Origin of the sequence: Wenzhouxiangella marina (assembly GCF_001187785.1) — a bacterium.
GTDB lineage: Bacteria > Pseudomonadota > Gammaproteobacteria > Xanthomonadales > Wenzhouxiangellaceae > Wenzhouxiangella > Wenzhouxiangella marina.
This window is the reverse complement of the sequence record NZ_CP012154.1, coordinates 1,559,883-1,577,527: the sequence shown is the minus strand read 5'-3', so window position 1 is coordinate 1,577,527 and position 17,645 is coordinate 1,559,883. Positions and strand designations below refer to the sequence as shown.

Genomic DNA, 17,645 nt, shown 5'->3' with positions numbered 1-17,645 from the left:
CGGGGCCTCACTCATTCCGACTCGCGCATCAGGCGCTCGGCCTCGGTCAGGCTACGCTGGAAGGAATCCCGACGGAACATGCGCTCCATGTACTGGTTCAGCTTGGGAGCCTGCTTGACCGTCAGGTTGATGTCGTAGGCCGGAAGACGCCACAGCAACGGCACCAGGGCGCAATCGGCCAGCGACAGCTCTTCGTTCAGGATGAAGGGGGTCAGACCGAAGAAATCGTCGGCGGCGATCAGACTGTCACGCAGCTGCTTCTTGGCCGCTGCCACCTTCTTCTCGCCGCCGGAGGTCTCGATGATCTGACCGGCCTCGATCCAGTCCCGGTGCATCCGGTACATGGCCAGACGCAGCCGGGACCGTGACACCGGATCCACCGGCATCAAGGGCGGATGCGGGTAGCGTTCGTCCAGGTACTCGGTGACCACCCAGGTGCCGTAGAGCACCATGTCGCGATCGACCAGAGTCGGCGTCTCACCGTAGGGGTTGAGCTCGGCCAGGTCGGCCGTGGCCGCCCGATCCTGCTCGACGTGGATGATCTCCACGTTGATGCCCTTCTCCGCCAGCACGAAACGCACCCGGTGGCAGTTCAGGCAATTCTCCGAAGAGTACAGCGCCATCATGTTCAAGACCCTCTTGTTACGGTGAGCTGGACGAGACGCCGCCTCACTTCTTCACGTCCTTCCAGTATTCCTGATAGAGCAGGTAGGAGAGGAAGGTGAACAGGGAGAGGAACAGCAACACCCAGGCGCCCATGCGCTCGCGCTTGAGCACGGCCGGCTCGGCCATGTAGCTCATGAAGGCCACGAGATCGCGAACGGCCGCGTCGAATTCCTCTTCGCTCATCATGCCCGGTTGATCGAGCTCCAGGGACACGACCTGCGTGTGTGGCGTGCCGGCCTCGTCGACCACCGTTTCGGTGATCGGACGCTGCACGCCCTGCAGCTCCCACAGCACGTTCGGCATGGCCGCGTTCGCCAGCACCGTGTTGTTCCAGCCCTCGTCGGACAGGTAGTAGCTGCGCAGGAAGGTGTAGATCCAGTCCTCACCACGCGAGCGGGCGGTCAGGGTCAGGTCGGGCGGCGCCTTGCCGAACCAGGCCGTGGCCTGCTCGTAGGGCATCGAGGTCTTCATGTAGTCGCCGATTTCCTGGTCGCCGAGGATCAGGAACTGCTCGATCTCCTCCTCGCTCAGCTCGAGGTCCTCGCTGAGGCGCTGGTAGCGCATGTACTGGGCGGAGTGGCAGCCCATGCAGTAGTTCACGAACATGGCCGCGCCGCGCTGCAGCGAGGCGATGTCGTGCACGTTGACGTTGGCGTGGTCATAGTCACCGCCGCCCGCCGCCTGGGCCGTCAGCCCCAACATGCCGGCCAGCAGGCCGACGAAGCTCTTGGAAAGTTTCATTATTTCGTCACCCGTTCCGGTACCGGTTTGGTTTTCTCCATCGATGTCACCACCGGCAACAGGATGAAGAAGGCGAAGTAGACGAAGGTCCAGATGCGCGACTCGAGCGTCTCGATCGGCGTGCCGGAACCCATGCCCAGCATGCCGAGACGCACGAAGCCGATGGCGAACACGGCCAGCAGGATCTTGCTGCCCCAGCCCTTGTAGCGGATCGAGCGGACTTTGGATCGATCGAGCCACGGCAGCAGGAACAGCACCGCGATGGCCGCGCCCATCAGGACCACGCCCAGCAGCTTGTCCGGCACGGCGCGCAGAATGGCGTAGTAGGGCGTGAAGTACCAGACCGGCACGATGTGCTGAGGCGTCACCAGCGGGTTCGACGGCGCGAAGTTGTCCGGCTCCAGGAACAGGCCACCCATCTCCGGTGCATAGAAGATGATGAAGGCGAACAGCAGCAGGAACATGCCGGCCCCGAAGATGTCCTTCACCGTGTAGTACGGGTGGAACGGAATGCCGTCACGCGGGCGGCCGGCTTCATCCTTGTTCTTCTTGATGTCGACGCCGTCCGGATTGTTCGAGCCGACCTCGTGCAGCGCGGCCAGGTGGAGCACCACCAGCATCAGCAGCGCCAGCGGCAGCGCGATCACGTGCAGGGCGAAGAAGCGGTTCAGGGTGGCGTCGGCGATGTAGTAGTCCCCACGGATCCACTCGACCAGGGCGTCCCCGACCACGGGAATGGCACCGAACAGGGACACGATCACCTGGGCACCCCAGTAGGACATCTGGCCCCAGGGCAGCACGTAGCCCATGAAGGCCTCGGCCATCAGCACCAGGTAGATCAGCATGCCCAGGATCCAGACCAGTTCGCGCGGCTTCTGGTAGGAGCCGTACATCAGGGCTCTGAACATGTGCAGGTAGACGACCACGAAGAAGGCCGAGGCGCCGGTGGAGTGCATGTAGCGGATCAGCCACCCCCACTCGACGTCGCGCATGATGTATTCGACCGAACCGAAGGCCAGGGCGGCGTCGGGCTTGTAGTGCATGGTCAGGAAGATCCCGGTCAGGATCTGGTTGACCAGGACCAGCAGGGCCAGCGAACCGAAGAAGTACATCACATTGAAGTTCTTCGGCGCGTAGTACTCGCTGACGTGCGATTTCCAGAAATCGGTGACCGGCAGTCGCTGATCGACCCACTGGTAGAGAGAGTCGACGCTCTTGCTCAGGGTACTGGCGGGCTTGGCCATGTCAGGCAACTCCTTGTTCCGGATCGACACCGACGACGATGCGATCCTCATCGATGAAGTGATAGGGCGGCACGAGCAGGTTCAGCTGCGCCGGCACGCCACGGAACACGCGACCGGCCAGGTCGAAGGTCGACTTGTGGCAGGGGCAGTAGAACCCACCCTTCCAGTTCTGGTCGAAGGGCTGGGCCTCGATCTCGGGACGCAGCTCGGGCACGCAGCCCAGGTGCGTGCAGTGGATGTTCAGCACGAGGATTTCAGGGCGAATCGACCGGTAGGTGTTCTTCGCGTACTCGGGCTGCTGGCCGGTCACGTCGGAACCCGGATCACGCAGGCGATCGCCCAGGCCCTCGAGCTCGGCGAGCATCCGCTCGGTGCGGCGCATGATGCCGATGGCCTGGCCGCGCCACTGGACGCGGGTCATCTGGCCCGGCTCGAGGTCGCCGATGAAGACTTCGACCGGAGCGCCGACCATGCGCGCCTTGGCGCTCGGCTTCCAGGAGGCGACGAACGGCCAGGCTGCCAGGCCTGCACCCACGGCGCCGACGATGCCGGTGCCGGCCAGCAGCAGGCGGCGACGCGACTGGTCGGTCTGCGGCTGGATGGAATCAGGTGAATCGGTTTCGGACATGAAATACTCCCGAGCTAACGAGTCTGGGTCAGGTCGGCATGTCCTGCCGCGCCTGACGAACATTGCAATCCACGAGCCCGGCTCGGACCCTCGAAACAGGGAGGCTGCGATGGTCGATATCGCACCCGCGGCCGGACACTACGAGAACTCAATCCGTTATTTTAGCGAAAAATTAAGGGTTATCACAATTATACTGGCCTTCTGTAAGCGCTGGTGACCGCTTTGCGGCTCATCGAGGGTCGTCGATCCGGCGCCTGCAGCGGAGCCCGAAACCCTCGCGCCCCTGGGGACGCCACCGATTTGATCAAGATCTTCCAATTCATCGCGCAGTTCATCGTGCTGGGCCTGGCCGTCGCATTCGTCGCCGTCTACCTGCGACCGGATCTGCTGCCTGCCCTCGAACCGGCGGCTGCGCCCTCGGCGCCCCATAGCTATGCCAACGCGGTCAACGCCACGGCGCCCTCGGTGGTCAGCATCTACACCCGGACCCTGGTGACCCAGCCCCTGTTCGAGAATCTCTCGGACCCCCTGTACCGGGCGCTCTACCAGGAGCGTACCGTCACCCTGCCCCGACGAGGCCTGGGGTCGGGGGTGATCGTGTCGCCCGACGGTTTGATCCTGACCACTCGCCACGTCATCTCCGACGTCGACAACATCGTCGTCGCCCTGTTCGACGGACGCATCGCCGAGGCTCGCGTGGTCGGCAGCGATCCGGGCACGGATCTGGCCGTGCTCAAGATCGAGATGGACAACCTGCCGGCGGCCAGCCTGGCCACGGACGCCAATCTGCGAACCGGCGACGTCGTGCTGGCCATCGGCAACGCCTTCGGCCTGAGTCACACGGTCACGATGGGCATCGTCAGCGCCACGGGTCGTGGCCAGCTCAACCTGACCACCTTCGAGGACTTCATCCAGACCGATGCGGCGATCAACGCGGGCAACAGCGGCGGCGCCCTGGTCAACCCCGCGGGCCAGGTCGTCGGCATCAACTCCGCCTCCCTCAGTCAGTCGATCGGCGCCCAGGGCATCAGCTTCGCCATCCCTGCACCGCTGGCCAGCCAGATCATGACCCAGATCGTCGAGTACGGTCAGGTCCAGCGCGGCTGGATCGGCGTGGATCTCATGGACCTCTCGCTGGCCCTGCAGCTCGGTGAGCGGACGGTCACCGGCGCCCGCGTCGCGCGAGCGGCGGCCGGCAGTCCGGCCTGGGAGGCGGGTCTGCGTCCCGGTGACATCCTGATCAGCGCCGATGGCGATGCGGTCTCGAGCGCCAGGGAGCTGACCCTGCTGATTTCCCAGCGAACCCCCGGCAGCAGCATCGAATTCGAGGTCGTTCGGGGGCGCCAGCTCTTCACCACCAGCGTCGACGTCATCCAGCAACCGCCGCTCGGCACTCGCTGAACGGGCCGCGCCGGCGATTCAGGCCTTGGGCAGGGTCACGCCCCGCTGGCCCTGGTACTTGCCCGCCCGGTCGGCATACGAGGTCTCGCAGGCCTCGTCGGATTCGAGGAACAGGAACTGGGCCACGCCTTCGTTGGCGTGAATGCGCGCCGGCAAGGGCGTGGTGTTGGAGAATTCCAGGGTCACGTGACCTTCCCATTCGGGCTCGAGCGGTGTCACGTTGACGATGATCCCGCAGCGCGCATAGGTCGACTTGCCCAGGCAGATCGTCAGCACGTTGCGCGGGATCCGGAAGTATTCGACGGTGCGCGCCAGGGCGAAGGAGTTCGGGGGAATGATGCAGGTGTCGCCCTTGAAATCGACGAAGCTCGACTCGTCGAACTCCTTCGGGTCCACCACCGCCGAGTTGATGTTCGTGAAGATCTTGAACTCATCGGCGCAACGGCCATCGTAGCCGTAGCTGGAGGTGCCGTAGGAGACCACGCGCCGACCGTCCTCGGCCGAGCGCACCTGGCCGGGCTCGAAGGGTTCGATCATCCCATGGGTTTCGGCCATGTGCCGAATCCAGCGGTCGGACTTGATGCTCACCGTTGACTCCCTGTGTCCTGGACGGTTGATTGGCGGACCCGCATTCTACCGGAAGGCCGGGGGTCAGGAACCGGCCGCTTCATTCGACGATGCGGATCTTCGGCATGCGAATGGTCTGGTTGCGGGCCTGCAGGGACAGACGCGCGCCGACCCGGCGGGCAATGTCCCGGAATCGTTGCGCCACCGGGTGCTCCGGGTCCGCGGCCACGATCGGCGCGCCGGTGTCGGTCGAGCGACCGAGGCCAGCATCCAGGGGGATTTCGCCGAGCAGGCTCAGGCCCGCCTCTTCGGCCATGCGCTGACCGCCGCCGCGACCGAAGATCGCCTCTTCATGCCCGCAGTTCGAGCAGACGTGGGTGCTCATGTTCTCGATCAGGCCCAGCACGGGCACGCGCACCTTGTTGAACATCGCCACCGAGCGTCGCACATCGTCGACGGCCACGTCCTGGGGTGTGGTGACGGTCACCGCCCCCGCCACCGGAATGCGCTGGGCCAGGGTCAGCTGAATGTCACCGGTGCCCGGCGGGAGATCGACGATCAGGTAGTCCAGATCGCTCCACTGGGTCTCGGACACCATCTGCTGCAGGGCCTGGGTCGCCATCGGCCCGCGCCAGATCATCGCCTGATCGACCTGGACCAGCACGCCGATCGACATGACCTGGAGGCCATGGGCACGCATCGGCAGGATGCGCCGGTCGGGCGTGGTCTGCGGCTTGCCTTCCAGGCCCAGCATGCGGGGCTGGCTGGGGCCGTAGATGTCGGCATCCAGCACGCCGACCCGCGCCCCCTCTGCCTGCAGCGCGAGGGCGAGGTTGGCGGCCACCGTCGACTTGCCCACTCCGCCCTTGCCCGAGGCCACGGCGATGACGTTGCCGACACCCGGCAGGGGACTGAGCCCATCCTGAACCGCGTGGGCGACGAGCTCCGTATCGATCTCGACGGTCACGGCGGACACCTGGCCGTCATGGCAGAGCGCGCCCTCGATCATCTCGACCAGCGCCGCATGCCAGCCCGCGGCCGGGTAGGACAACTGCACCCGGACAGCGGCGCGGTCACCGCGCAGACTGAGGCGGATCTGCTCCGCGAAGGGCTGACCCGTGTGAGGGTCGACCAGGGCACTGAGGCGGGCCTGGAGTTCGGATTGAAGCGCGTCGGACATGCGGGCACCGGATCGGAATGAATCGAAGCCGGCATTGTACCGATTGAGGTGCTGGTTCCAGTCGACACCCGTGCGATAATTCGGCCTGCTCCAGAATTCGGCCCGAAGCCAAGCCCTACGCCATGACCGACAAGCGTCGCCTGCTGATCACCGCCGCCCTGCCCTACGCCAATGGTTCGATCCATCTCGGCCACATGCTCGAGTACATCCAGACCGACATCTGGACGCGCTTCCAGCGTGCGCGAGGCCATGAGGTCTGGTTCGCCTGGGCCGACGATGCCCACGGCACCCCGATCATGCTGCACGCCGAGAAGCGCGGCATCAGCCCGGAAGCCCTGATCGAGGAGATGAGCGCCGAGCATCAGCGCGACTTCGCCGATTTCGGACTGTCCCAGGACAATTTCTCGTCGACCCATACCCCGACCAATCAGGCCCTGGTCGAGCGCATCTGGCAGGCGCTGGACGCGGCCGGCGCCGTCACCTCACGCAGCATCGAGCAGTTCCATGATCCGGAGCGCAACATGTTCCTGCCGGATCGCTTCATCCGTGGCCAGTGCCCCAAGTGCGGCGCCGACGATCAGTACGGCGACTCCTGCGAGGCCTGCGGCGCCACCTACGATCCGACCGAACTGGTCGACCCACGCTCGGTGCTCTCCGGCGCCACCCCGGTCCTGAAGCAGACCGAACACTTCTTCGTCTCCCTCGAGCAGTTCCGGGCCAGCCTGAAGACCTGGGTCCGCTCGGGCGCCCTGCAGGACGAAGTGGCCAACAAGCTCAACGAGTGGCTCGATGAGCCGCTGCGCGACTGGGACGTGACCCGCGACGCGCCCTATTTCGGCTTTCCGATCCCTGGCCAGTCCGACAAGTATTTCTACGTCTGGATGGACGCGCCGGTGGGCTACCTCGCCAGTTTCAAGGAAATCTGCGAGCGCGAAGGCCTGGACTTCGATGAATGGACACGGCCCGACAGCGGCACGGAAATGCACCATTTCATCGGCAAGGACATCGTCTATTTCCACTGCCTGTTCTGGCCCGCCATGCTCGAGGGCGCCGGAATGCGCCGCCCCACCGCCGTGCATGCCCATGGCTTCCTGACCGTCAATGGCGCCAAGATGTCCAAGTCCCGCGGCACCTTCATCAAGGCCCGGACCTGGCTGGACCACATCAACGCCGACACGCTGCGCTACTACTTCGCGGCGAAGCTCGGACCCGGACTGGCCGACATCGACCTGAACCTGGAGGACTTCCGCGCTCGGGTCAATGCCGATCTGGTCGGCAAGCTGGTCAACATCGCGTCGCGCTCGGCCGGCTTCGTCCACAAGTTCGGTGGCGGCCGCCTGGCGGCCGAATTGCCCGAGCCCGAGCTCTTCCAGCGCTTCGTCGATGCCCATGAGTCCATTGCCGCCGAGTTCGAATCGCGCAATTTCCAGATGGGCATCCGCCGCATCATGGCTCTCGCCGACGAGGCCAATCGCTACATCGACGAGCACAAGCCCTGGGTGCTGGCCAAGGAAGACGGTCGCGAAGCCGAAGTGCTGGCCATCTGCACCCAGGGCCTCAACCTGTTCCGGACGATGATGATCTGGCTGCAGCCGGTCATCCCGGCCACCGCCGCCGAAGCCGCGGAGTTCCTCGGGACCCCACTGAACGACTTCGACTCGGCCTGCCAGCCACTGCTGGATCATCCGATCAACAAGTTCAAGCCACTGATGAAGCGAATCGAGGCGGAGCAGATCGAACGGGTCCTCGAGGCCAGCAGGGAATCGCTGGCCGCAGCGGCCTCCGAGCCGGCAGCATCCGCGCCTGAAGACGAGAAGGAGGAAACGGACATGATCGAATTCCCGGACTTCGCCAAGGTGGATCTGCGCGTGGCGCGGATCGCCCGGGCCGAACTGGTCGAAGGCGCCGACAAGTTGCTGCGCCTGGAGCTGGACCTGGGTAACGAGACCCGCCAGGTCTTCGCCGGCATCCGCGGGCACTACGACCCGGCGGAGCTGGAAGGCCGCCTGACCGTCATGGTGGCCAACCTGGCGCCGCGCAAGATGCGCTTCGGGGTGTCCGAGGGCATGGTGCTGGCCGCCAGCGAGGGCGGCGGCAAGCCCTATCTCCTCAGCCCGGACAGCGGTGCCACGCCGGGCATGAAGGTGAGCTGAGTCCGCCGCCCGGCGCATCGACGCATGGACCTGCTCCTGATCATCGTCTCGGCGGCCCTGGTCAACAACTTCGTACTGATCCAGTTCCTCGGCCTGTGCCCCTTCCTCGGCGTTTCGGGCAGCGTCGAATCGGCGGCGGGCATGGCCGTGGCCACCGCCTTCGTGCTGACGCTGTCCTCGGTGGCCAGTTACCTTCTTTCCCAGTGGGTGCTCGAGCCGCTGGGCCTGAACTATCTGTCCACGGTGGCCTTCATCGTCGTCATCGCGGCCCTGGTCCAGCTCACCGAACTCGTCCTGCGCCATTCCGCGCCCCTGCTGCATCGGGTGCTCGGCATCTACCTGCCCCTGATCACCAGCAACTGCGCCGTGCTCGGCGTGGCCCTGCTCAATCTGCGCGAACAGCACGATCTGGTCGAATCGGCCGTCTACGGCTTCGGCGCGGCGCTCGGTTTCGGAGCCGTGCTGGTGGCCCTGGCCGCCGCCCGCGAACGCCTGGCCCTGGCCGACGTCCCCGAGAGCTTCCGTGGCGCGCCGATCGGCCTGATCACCGCCGGCCTGATGGCCCTGGCCTTCATGGGCTTCACCGGCTTCGCCAAGCTCTAAGGAACCTCTGAACAAGTCTACGCGGAGCGCGTTTCAGTCGGAGAAGCCGCAGATCGTGCGGTGCGACACGAGTGACAGTAGCCGTAGCGCCGTTCTGCAGGCAGGTACGGTTTGCCCGTAGGGCAAGAAGTGCCTGCCGGAAGAACGATCAGCGCGTTACGGCCGAGTGGCGCAACGTTCGAGATGCGGCTTCTCCGGCGAAACCCATACGGGACGGGCCTTTGCGGGGCCTCCGTCTCGTTTGGGTTCGCTCATTTGGAATGACCAAACCACACGCGCTGATCGTTTCGTCACCAGGCGCTTCTTGCCTTCGGCAAACCGCACCTGGCACGAAACGGCGCTCGCCCAAGCCAAGCCGGAGCCTCCCGCAAAGGCGCCGTCGCGCCCGCGTAGACTTGTTCAGAGGTTCCCTAACCCTCATTGCTCATGACCAACGAGGGCTAGAGCGGCTCGAAATCAGTCACCAGCAGCAACTCGCAGGCGCCATTTCCCGTGTCCGTGCGACGCGTCGAGGTGCGCCAGTAGTAGCCATCGTCACGGTCGATATCGACGAGAAATCCGCGCAGCAGGATTCGATCACTCGCTTCCACGGTCTTGAGCCGTTCGAACAGTTCGGGGCTGCCCGGAATCAGATGCATGTTCGCCGACGACTGCTCGATCTGTGCCCGCGGAATGGGAAACTGGTCCACACGCCAGAAATAGAAGCGGCCTCGCTGGCTGATCTCGATCTGCTCGAGCACCTCGGGATCGGACATCGGCCCCCAGCCGAGCGCCAGATCGATCGGCGCCAGCGATGCCCAGTTGTCGCCGCGGTAATCACGCCTGGACAGAATGCGGGCCGCCACCTGGAACTCGGCCCGAAGGCGGATTTCGAGATCCTCGGCCCGGAAGGCCTGGGGACTCTCGAACAGTCGCTGCAAAGGCGGCTCCTCGATGCTCGGCCCGGCGCCCGGTCGGGGCGCCGGCAAGCCGAGGCTGGCCAGGGTCTCGCTGTAGCCGGCTTCGAATCGGGCGGGCCAGGTCAGCCAGAGGGCGGCGGCGATCACCACGATCCAGACGAATTTCCTCTGCATGCATTCCTCCTTCTTCCAGGAGCCAGGTCGCCGGAGCGGGCAGGCTCACGAGCCCGGAGCGGCCCAGTGCCGAGGCCCGTGCCGTCGCCTGAATACCGATCAATGATACGCGCCCTGCACCCTGCCCGGCGGCCGAGCCGAACCTGGGGCCCCAGGAGCACCGGCACACCGTACACTGTCGACCAGCTCCTGGCGCTCTCCAAAGAACCGGGCTGCCTGCGGTGCCAGGTCAAGCGCAGGCGCAGCACGACCCAGCCCACTCGAACGGCGAGAAGCAACTTCCCATGAAGCGATTCATGACTCTGAGCATCGTCGCCATGATCGTTCTGGCCGTTACTCTTTTCCACGGCTGGAAGACCCGGGATTGGCAGTTATCGGATCCGAGGGGCGGTGCTCGAGCCCCGCTCGCGGAAGCCAGCGGCGCTGATGAAGCTCATCCGGCCGATTCCGGTTCCTTCGGCGAGCCCGCAGGGAAAAGGGACGACCTGCCGGAGCCTGCCACCAGGACTCCGGAGCCCGGTCGCCCGGCCCTTTCATCCGCTCCGACCGCGACGCAATTCCTTCGCGACGCAGCGAAGCACTTCGGCTGGACCGAAAGGCAATTCAGGGAGAACGTGATCCTGTGGTCGGCTCCCTGCCAACAGGCCCGGTCGATGAGCCGTGTTCCTGGCGAGCAACTGGCCAGCCTTGGATTGAACTCCGAGTTCGCCAATGGAACCCTTAGGCTGGCCCAGTTCTGCGGCAATGTCGATCTGGAAGCGAGTCTGGCGACGTTGGATGCCCTCGAGCAGTCTTTGAGCGACGACTGGAACCCTGAAGATGAAAGAAGTCAGCTTGCTTCCGAGGTCGACGAGTTCGGCGTCTCGGAGGCCCTGGTGGACGGGTCCATCCGCTTGTTGCGTTCGTCCCTGGACCGCCTGGATGAAGGAGGCGTTGCAAACCTTCTTGGGGTGATTGCAGACAGAGGGCTTATTGATTCGGAGAGGCTGAGCGCTCCAGAGTTCAGATTCATTGCCCCGCACATCATCAGCGATGTCGCTTTGACCCTGATCTGCTCGGAAACCGACGGCTGTGTCGGCGAATACCATCCGATCGTCATCCGCTACTGTTTGCAGAAGTTCCAGTTCGGGCAATTGTGCAACTCGCCGACATCGCTTGCCGATGCCATCCGCCAGACGACGAGTCCCATTCATTACGATTGGTATCTGGTCTTTCACAATTATCTGCGGTCCCGATTGAGCCGACTCGGGCGCTGAGTTCGACCTGGAACTCGAGCGATGACGGCCCATCGCTGTCACCCTCGGCCACGGCGAACTCGATTCGGACCACGTCGACCGCTGCACCGGGCGCCGGGGGTATCATGCGCCTCATGTTCTGCGCGCGCTCACGGATGCCCGCTCGATGCTGTCCCCGCTGCTGACCCTGACTGCCCTGGTGACCCTGGTGGGTGTCCTGCTGCTCTGGCTGGGCCGTCGGCTGCGGCCGGATGAAGGGGACCTGGTCGAGGAGATCAACCGGATCCTGCCGCAGACCCAGTGCGCCCAATGCGGCTACCCGGGCTGCCGCCCCTACGCCCAGGCGATCGCCGACGGCGAGGCCGAGATCAACCAGTGCCCGCCCGGTGGCGAAGCCGGCATCCAGGCCCTGGCCGAACTGCTCCAGGTCGACCCCAAGCCCCTCGACGAGAGCCGCGGAGAACACAAGGCGCCGGTGATCGCTCGCATCGACGAAGACCGCTGCATCGGTTGCACGCTCTGCATCCAGGCCTGCCCCGTGGACGCGATCTTCGGTGCGGCTCGCCAGATGCACACGGTGATCGAGGCCGAGTGCACCGGCTGCGAACTCTGCCTGCCACCCTGCCCCGTCGATTGCATCGACCTGCTGCCGAAATCCCAGGCCTACCGTCCGCCCCGCCCGGGCGCTGATCGACGCATTCCCATGAGCCTGGCATGAGCGACTCGATCCTCGACGCGCCGCTGCATGCCTTTCCCGGCGGGCTCCGTCTGGACCACCACAAGACGGCCGCCTGTGAATCACCACCGGCAAGAGCACCCTTGCCCGAGCGCCTGTACCTGCCCCTGGTCGACCGACGGGGTCAGCCCGTCGAGGCCTGCGTCAGGGAAGGGGATCGAGTCGCTCGCGGCGAGGTCCTGATCCAGGCGAGCAGCGATTTCGAGCTGACCACCCATGCCCCGACCTCGGGACGGATCGGGCCGGTCGAGTTCAGGCCGGCTGTCTGGCCACCCGGCCATGAACTACCCTGCCTGAGCCTGATCGCCGACGGCGAAGATCGCGCCGCCGAGCCTCGCCCCCTCGATGACTGGCAAAGCCTCGATCGGGATCGCCTGGTGGACCAGCTGCGCGACGCGGGTCTGGCCGGGCTGGGTGGGGCGGCCTTCCCGACGGCGGCCAAGCTGCGCGGCGACTGGGACTCGCTCGACACCCTGATCCTCAATGGCGCCGAATGCGAGCCCTGGATCGCCTGCGACGAAGCCCTGATGAGAAGCCGCGCCGAGGCCATCGTGCTGGGCGGGCAGATTCTCGCTCGCGCCTGCGGTGCCAGGGAACTGATCCTGGCCATCGAGGACCCGCTGAGAGAGACCGAATCGCGGCTGCACCGGGCGATGGCGGGGGTCGAGGCCGGTCTGCCCATGCGCCTGGTCAAAGTGCCCAGCCTCTACCCCGAGGGCGGCGAACGCCAGCTGATCCAGGTTCTGACCGGCCGCGAAGTCCCCTTCGATGGCCTGCCCCAGGACCTGGGCGTGCTGGTGCACAACGTGGCCACGGCGGCGGCTGCACACGATGCCGTGGTACTCGGGCTGCCCTTGACCGAACGCATCGTCACGGTGACCGGTCCCGGCATCGCGAGCCCCTGCAATCTGATCGCCCGGATCGGCACGCCGATCGCTCACCTGCTCGAGACGGCCGGCGGCCTGAGCGACGATTGCACGCGGCTGATCCTGGGCGGGCCCATGTCCGGCACGGCGCTGGTGTCGGACCGGATCCCGGTCACGAAAGGCACGAACTGCCTGCTCGCCCTGACCGAGGCCGAGCTTCAGCCACGCCGGCCCGTCATGCCCTGCATCAACTGCGGCGAATGCGTCCGCGTCTGCCCGGCGCGCCTGCTGCCCCAGCAGCTCTACCGCCTGATCGAGGGCGAGCGCCTGGAAGCCGCCGCCGAACTCGATCTGTTCGACTGCATCGAATGCGGCTGCTGTGCCCAGGTCTGCCCGAGCCAGATTCCCCTGGTCGACTGGTATCGTCACGGCAAGGCCGAACGACGCATCCAGCTCCTCGACCAGCGCCGCGCGGCCCTGGCGCGCCGCCGGCACGAAGCGCGCGAGAAGCGCCTGGCCATCGAGGAAGCCGAACGCGAAGCACGACGCGAGCGCCGGCGCCAGAAGCTTGCCCAGGGCGATCAGGCCAGGAATGAAATCCAGGCCGCCATCGAACGGGCCCGAGCCCGCAAGCGCGGCGCCGACTGATTCGCCGCGAACGCCCCCCCCATCACCTCTACCTAGGACACCGAACATGCGAAAGACCAAGATCCTGATGGAAGCCGAAATCCTCCCCGGCGTGGTGCGCTACCACCTCTGGGGCGTGGCGATTCTGTCCATCTGCATGATTTTCGCCATTCCCCTGCTGCCCATCACCCTGCCCCTGGCCGCCTGGGCGATGCGCCGATACTACGACCGCCTGGAAGTCGTGCTGACCCGTCGCGATCTGCTCGTGCGTCGCGGCATCTTCAATCGCGAGGAGAAGACGATCCCGCTGGAGAAGATCACCGATCTGGCCCTGTACCAGGGTCCTCTGATGCGCCTGTTCGACATCAAGGGCATGCGCGTGGAAACCGCTGGCCAGTCCTCGACCGGCGCCCTGGTCAGCGTCGTCGGCATCCGCGACGTCGACGCCTTTCGCGATGCCGTGCTCGAACAACGCGATCGAATCAGCGACGACGATGAGGCCCCGGCCAGGCCGAGCACGGCGGCCGCGGCCGAACTGGGCAGCGACACGCGCGACATCCTGATCAGCATTCGCGACAGCCTGCAGCGCATCGAAGCGGGCCTGACGAAGGACAAGGGACCGACCGGGTGACCGAAGGCCGCCACTTCGAGGCGGCCGGCGCGCCGCATCTGCCGCCATCGACCACCGTCGCCGGGGTGATGCGCCAGGTGCTGCTGGCCCTGGTGCCCGGCATCCTGGCCCATGCCTGGTACTTCGGCCCGGGCATTTTCGTTCAGATCCTGCTCTGCTGCGGATTCGGACTGGCCTTCGAGGCCGTCCTGCTGCGCCTCCGCCAGCGGCCGCTGGCCCTGTTCCTGAGCGACTGGAGTGCCGTGGTCACCGGCGTGCTGCTGGCGCTCTGCCTGCCGCCACTCGCGCCCTGGTGGGTGGCCGCGACGGGCATGCTGTTTGCCATCGTGCTGGCCAAGCAGCTCTATGGCGGCCTGGGTTTCAACCTGTTCAATCCAGCGATGGTCGGTTTCGCGGCCGTGATCATCGCCTTCCCGATCGAGATGAGCCACTGGCTCACCCCGCGCAGTCTGGCCAACGAGGTGCCCGGACTGCTCGATAGCCTGCGCGCCATTTTCCTGGGCCAGCCCCCCGTGGCCGCCGGTTGGGATGCGGTCACCCAGGCCACGCCCCTGGATGCATTGCGCACCGGAGTCCAGGAGGGCCTGCGGATCCCCGAGATTCGCGACTCGGCCATCTTCGGCGACTTCGGCGGTCTGGGCTGGGAGTGGATCGCCAACTGGTACGCGGTCGGGGGCCTGTGGCTTCTCTATCGACGCATCATTTCCTGGCACGTCCCCGTGGCGGTGCTCGCCACGGTCATCCTCGTCGCGACCCCGGTCTGGCTGTTCGGCCCGGACACCAATCCCTCACCACTGCAGCACGTCTTCTCCGGCGCCCTGGTGCTGTGCGCCTTCTTCATCGCCACCGATCCGGTCTCCGGCCCGGCCAGCCTGCGCGGCAAGCTCGTCTTCGGTGCCGGCATCGCCCTGCTCACCCTGGCGATCCGGCGCTTCGGTGCCTTTCCCGATGGTGTGGCCTTTGCCGTGTTGTTGATGAACATGCTGGTTCCACTGATCGATCGCTACACGCGACCGCGCGCCTACGGACATCCGAAATGAGCGAGCCCGCCTTCCCCTGGCGCCCGGCCCTGGCCCTGGCCCTGCTGGCCATCGCGGCGGCGGTCCTGCTCGCGGGACTGAACCGCGTCACCGAAGCGCCGATCCGCGAGGCCCGGGAGCAACGGGCTTTGCGCGTCCTGAACCAGGTTCTCGCGCCGTCGCGCTACGACAACGACCTGGCCAGGGACCGGGTCGACATCGCGGTCGGGGCGCTGGATCCTTCAGCGCGCGTCCATCGAGCGTATCTGCAGGGCGAGCCCAGCGCCGCGGTCATCGACATGAGCACACCACGAGGCTACAGCGGCGACATCCGTCTGCTCATCGCCATCACGCCGGAGGCCGAGGTGATCAGCGTGCGCGTGGTCGAGCACCGGGAAACACCGGGACTGGGCGACCGCGTCGAGGCCCGCAGGAGCGATTGGATCGATCAGTTCGCAGGCCGTTCGATCGATCAGCCCCCGAGGGAGGCCTGGGCCAGCGATCAGCGCGGCGGCGCCTTCGACACCCTCACCAGCGCGACCATCACGAGCACCGCCGTGATCGATGCCGTGGCGACCAGCCTCGAAGCCTACCGCCACGCCCGCGAGCGCATCTGGGCCGCCGAAGGCGAGGCGCCATCGGCCAATCGATGAAGGGGATTGCATTCACTACCCGGGTCGCTATGCTCCACGATGGAACCGACGCGAAGCACTGGCTGCCTTGAAAACGAGCTCTCACCGATCCCGGGCCGGCCGCGTTCTGGCCTGCCGCCTGATCAAGCCGGTCCCGGAAATCGGGACGCGTCGGCCGGCACGGACGGTCGGGCTGGCGCGCATTCGTCGGTCCCATGTCGAGGGGTTGCTGGCATGACGGCCCGCGACATCTGGCTCGACGGCCTGTGGCGCAACAACCCGGGGCTGGTGCAGCTGCTCGGGCTCTGCCCGCTGCTGGCGGTCACCAACACGACCATCAACGGACTCGGCCTGGGACTGGCCACCCTGCTGGTGCTCACGGCCTCCAATCTGATCGTCTCGACGATTCGAGGCTTTCTCGCCCCCGAAATCCGGATTCCGGCCTTCGTTCTGATCATCGCCAGCCTGGTCACGGCCATCGATCTGATCCTGCAGGCCTGGTTCAGCGCGCTCAGCCAGAGTCTGGGCATCTTCGTCGCCCTGATCGTCACCAACTGCACCCTGCTGGCACGCGCCGAAGCCTTCGCCTCGAGACAGCCCGTCGGTCGCGCCCTGGTCGACGGCCTCGCCCAGGGCATCGGTTTCGCACTGGTGCTGATCGTCCTAGGGGCGCTACGCGAGTTGCTTGGCCAGGGCACCCTGATGGCCGACGCGGAGCTGCTGCTCGGCCCCTGGGCGGAAGGACTGAGCGTGCAGCTGCTGCCCGGCGAGTGGGGCTTGCTGCTGGCCATTCTTCCGCCCGGCGCGTTCATCGGCCTGGGTCTGATGGTGGCCGTACGCCAGCGTCTGATTCGATCGACATCCACGGCCGCCCAGGCCTCATCACCCACACCCGCCATTACCGCCGCTGAACCATGAATGCCGCTCAACGCGAAGAATTCTTCCGCCGCCTGGCCGAGATCAACCCGAAGCCGGTCACGGAACTGAACTACTCCAGCCCCTTCGAGTTGCTGGTGGCCGTCACCCTGTCCGCCCAATCGACCGATGTGGGCGTGAACAAGGCCACGGACCGCCTGTTCAAGGTGGCCAATACGCCCGAAGCGATCCTGGCCCTGGGCGAGGAGGGGCTGAAGCAGCATATCCGCACCCTCGGCCTGTTCAACAGCAAGGCGAAGAACATCATCGCCGCCTGCCAGATGCTGATCGAGAAGCATGGTGGCCAGGTCCCGGAAACCCGCGCGGAGCTCGAGGCGCTGCCCGGGGTGGGCCGCAAGACCGCCAACGTGGTCCTCAACACCGCCTTTGGCCAGGCCACCATGGCCGTCGATACGCACATCTTCCGGGTCAGCAACCGGACCGGCCTGGCGCCGGGCAAGACCCCGCTGGCGGTTGAAAGGGCCCTGCTCAAGCGCGTCCCCGAGGCCTATCTACTCGATGCGCATCACTGGCTGATCCTGCACGGTCGCTACACCTGTCGCGCCCGCAACCCGAAGTGCGCCGAATGCCCGGTCGTCGACCTGTGCCGCTGGCGGCAGAAGAAGAAATACCTGGCCCAGGCCGAGCCCCCATCGCCCTGAATCCGCGGACGAAGGATCGGCATGCGGGAACGGAGCACCAAGTCCATTAGAATGTGCTCATCAAAT

The 17,645-nt window shown here is 65.9% G+C and carries 18 protein-coding genes; 11 read left to right on the top strand and 7 right to left on the bottom strand.

The annotated features are described in order from the left end of the window. Window positions 1-11 precede the first annotated feature (11 nt). Genes WM2015_RS06580 through petA form a run of 4 tightly spaced genes read right to left on the bottom strand, consistent with a single transcriptional unit; the run spans window position 12 to window position 3,279 of the window. Window positions 12-623 (bottom strand): glutathione S-transferase N-terminal domain-containing protein, encoded by a 612-nt coding sequence (locus WM2015_RS06580; protein WP_082169868.1) that lies wholly within the window; start codon window positions 621-623, stop codon window positions 12-14. Between the two features lie 46 nt (window positions 624-669). Next, window positions 670-1,407 carry a cytochrome c1 gene (locus tag WM2015_RS06575; RefSeq protein ID WP_049725299.1) on the bottom strand — a complete coding sequence of 246 codons (738 nt, stop codon included), beginning with the start codon at window positions 1,405-1,407 and terminating at the stop codon, window positions 670-672. Further along, complete coding sequence (locus tag WM2015_RS06570; protein WP_049725298.1) at window positions 1,407-2,651, bottom strand: cytochrome b; 1,245 nt, start codon at window positions 2,649-2,651, stop codon at window positions 1,407-1,409. Before WM2015_RS06570 ends, WM2015_RS06575 begins: the two co-directional genes overlap by 1 nt. A 1-nt stretch (window position 2,652) precedes the next feature. Continuing rightward, entirely contained in the window at window positions 2,653-3,279 is a 627-nt protein-coding gene (gene petA, locus WM2015_RS06565) for a ubiquinol-cytochrome c reductase iron-sulfur subunit (RefSeq protein WP_049725297.1), read from the bottom strand. Between the two features lie 300 nt (window positions 3,280-3,579). Here petA and WM2015_RS06560 point away from each other — a divergent pair, with 300 nt between their 5' ends. Continuing rightward, a complete protein-coding gene (locus WM2015_RS06560) occupies window positions 3,580-4,680 on the top strand; it encodes a S1C family serine protease (RefSeq protein ID WP_049725296.1) in 1,101 nt (366 codons plus the stop codon). An 18-nt stretch (window positions 4,681-4,698) separates the two neighbouring features. Here WM2015_RS06560 and dcd read toward each other — a convergent pair whose 3' ends face one another. Beyond that, window positions 4,699-5,268 (bottom strand): dCTP deaminase, encoded by a 570-nt coding sequence (gene dcd, locus WM2015_RS06555; RefSeq protein ID WP_049725295.1) that lies wholly within the window; start codon window positions 5,266-5,268, stop codon window positions 4,699-4,701. A 79-nt stretch (window positions 5,269-5,347) separates the two neighbouring features. Beyond that, complete coding sequence (gene apbC, locus WM2015_RS06550) at window positions 5,348-6,427, bottom strand: iron-sulfur cluster carrier protein ApbC (protein ID WP_049725294.1); 1,080 nt, start codon at window positions 6,425-6,427, stop codon at window positions 5,348-5,350. 122 nt (window positions 6,428-6,549) lie between these two features. Here apbC and metG point away from each other — a divergent pair, with 122 nt between their 5' ends. Both metG and rsxA read left to right on the top strand, forming a co-directional pair. Continuing rightward, window positions 6,550-8,580: a methionine--tRNA ligase gene (gene metG, locus WM2015_RS06545; protein ID WP_049725293.1), complete on the top strand. Its 2,031-nt coding sequence runs from the start codon at window positions 6,550-6,552 to the stop codon at window positions 8,578-8,580. A gap of 24 nt (window positions 8,581-8,604) precedes the next feature. Next, window positions 8,605-9,183: an electron transport complex subunit RsxA gene (rsxA, locus tag WM2015_RS06540; RefSeq protein WP_049725292.1), complete on the top strand. Its 579-nt coding sequence runs from the start codon at window positions 8,605-8,607 to the stop codon at window positions 9,181-9,183. A gap of 440 nt (window positions 9,184-9,623) precedes the next feature. Here the strand turns inward: rsxA and WM2015_RS06535 are convergent, their stop codons facing one another. Further along, complete coding sequence (locus tag WM2015_RS06535) at window positions 9,624-10,256, bottom strand: hypothetical protein (RefSeq protein ID WP_049725291.1); 633 nt, start codon at window positions 10,254-10,256, stop codon at window positions 9,624-9,626. 284 nt (window positions 10,257-10,540) lie between these two features. Here WM2015_RS06535 and WM2015_RS06530 point away from each other — a divergent pair, with 284 nt between their 5' ends. From WM2015_RS06530 to nth, 8 genes are all read left to right on the top strand, one after another. Continuing rightward, window positions 10,541-11,512 (top strand): hypothetical protein, encoded by a 972-nt coding sequence (locus WM2015_RS06530; protein ID WP_049725290.1) that lies wholly within the window; start codon window positions 10,541-10,543, stop codon window positions 11,510-11,512. A gap of 145 nt (window positions 11,513-11,657) precedes the next feature. Then, window positions 11,658-12,209 carry an electron transport complex subunit RsxB gene (gene rsxB, locus WM2015_RS06525; protein ID WP_049725289.1) on the top strand — a complete coding sequence of 184 codons (552 nt, stop codon included), beginning with the start codon at window positions 11,658-11,660 and terminating at the stop codon, window positions 12,207-12,209. Further along, complete coding sequence (gene rsxC, locus WM2015_RS06520; protein ID WP_049725288.1) at window positions 12,206-13,741, top strand: electron transport complex subunit RsxC; 1,536 nt, start codon at window positions 12,206-12,208, stop codon at window positions 13,739-13,741. Before rsxB ends, rsxC begins: the two co-directional genes overlap by 4 nt. Before the next feature lie 46 nt (window positions 13,742-13,787). After that, window positions 13,788-14,351 carry a PH domain-containing protein gene (locus WM2015_RS06515; protein WP_049725287.1) on the top strand — a complete coding sequence of 188 codons (564 nt, stop codon included), beginning with the start codon at window positions 13,788-13,790 and terminating at the stop codon, window positions 14,349-14,351. Further along, on the top strand, window positions 14,348-15,391 hold the full coding sequence (locus tag WM2015_RS06510; RefSeq protein ID WP_281173138.1) for an RnfABCDGE type electron transport complex subunit D: 1,044 nt from the start codon (window positions 14,348-14,350) through the stop codon (window positions 15,389-15,391). Before WM2015_RS06515 ends, WM2015_RS06510 begins: the two co-directional genes overlap by 4 nt. After that, window positions 15,388-16,023, top strand: a complete 636-nt coding sequence (locus WM2015_RS06505; RefSeq protein WP_049725286.1) for an RnfABCDGE type electron transport complex subunit G — start codon at window positions 15,388-15,390, stop codon at window positions 16,021-16,023. The genes WM2015_RS06510 and WM2015_RS06505 overlap by 4 nt, the downstream gene beginning before the upstream one ends. Window positions 16,024-16,236: 213 nt before the next feature. Beyond that, window positions 16,237-16,920, top strand: a complete 684-nt coding sequence (locus WM2015_RS06500; RefSeq protein ID WP_049725285.1) for an electron transport complex subunit E — start codon at window positions 16,237-16,239, stop codon at window positions 16,918-16,920. Next, the gene (gene nth, locus WM2015_RS06495; RefSeq protein WP_049725284.1) at window positions 16,917-17,579 is read left to right on the top strand and encodes an endonuclease III; all 663 of its coding nucleotides are present in this window, start codon (window positions 16,917-16,919) and stop codon (window positions 17,577-17,579) included. The genes WM2015_RS06500 and nth overlap by 4 nt, the downstream gene beginning before the upstream one ends. Window positions 17,580-17,645 lie beyond the last annotated feature (66 nt).

What these genes read in the sequence shown, in the direction of transcription:
- WM2015_RS06580 (WP_082169868.1), bottom strand. Translation starts at nt 623, where the DNA reads ATGGCGCTGTACTCTTCGGAGAATTGCCTGAACTGCCACCGGGTGCGT.
- WM2015_RS06575 (WP_049725299.1), bottom strand. Translation starts at nt 1,407, where the DNA reads ATGAAACTTTCCAAGAGCTTCGTCGGCCTGCTGGCCGGCATGTTGGGG.
- WM2015_RS06570 (WP_049725298.1), bottom strand. Translation starts at nt 2,651, where the DNA reads ATGGCCAAGCCCGCCAGTACCCTGAGCAAGAGCGTCGACTCTCTCTAC.
- petA (WP_049725297.1), bottom strand. Translation starts at nt 3,279, where the DNA reads ATGTCCGAAACCGATTCACCTGATTCCATCCAGCCGCAGACCGACCAG.
- apbC (WP_049725294.1), bottom strand. Translation starts at nt 6,427, where the DNA reads ATGTCCGACGCGCTTCAATCCGAACTCCAGGCCCGCCTCAGTGCCCTG.
- metG (WP_049725293.1), top strand. Translation starts at nt 6,550, where the DNA reads ATGACCGACAAGCGTCGCCTGCTGATCACCGCCGCCCTGCCCTACGCC.
- rsxA (WP_049725292.1), top strand. Translation starts at nt 8,605, where the DNA reads ATGGACCTGCTCCTGATCATCGTCTCGGCGGCCCTGGTCAACAACTTC.
- WM2015_RS06535 (WP_049725291.1), bottom strand. Translation starts at nt 10,256, where the DNA reads ATGCAGAGGAAATTCGTCTGGATCGTGGTGATCGCCGCCGCCCTCTGG.
- WM2015_RS06530 (WP_049725290.1), top strand. Translation starts at nt 10,541, where the DNA reads ATGAAGCGATTCATGACTCTGAGCATCGTCGCCATGATCGTTCTGGCC.
- rsxB (WP_049725289.1), top strand. Translation starts at nt 11,658, where the DNA reads ATGCTGTCCCCGCTGCTGACCCTGACTGCCCTGGTGACCCTGGTGGGT.
- rsxC (WP_049725288.1), top strand. Translation starts at nt 12,206, where the DNA reads ATGAGCGACTCGATCCTCGACGCGCCGCTGCATGCCTTTCCCGGCGGG.
- WM2015_RS06515 (WP_049725287.1), top strand. Translation starts at nt 13,788, where the DNA reads ATGCGAAAGACCAAGATCCTGATGGAAGCCGAAATCCTCCCCGGCGTG.
- WM2015_RS06505 (WP_049725286.1), top strand. Translation starts at nt 15,388, where the DNA reads ATGAGCGAGCCCGCCTTCCCCTGGCGCCCGGCCCTGGCCCTGGCCCTG.
- WM2015_RS06500 (WP_049725285.1), top strand. Translation starts at nt 16,237, where the DNA reads ATGACGGCCCGCGACATCTGGCTCGACGGCCTGTGGCGCAACAACCCG.
- nth (WP_049725284.1), top strand. Translation starts at nt 16,917, where the DNA reads ATGAATGCCGCTCAACGCGAAGAATTCTTCCGCCGCCTGGCCGAGATC.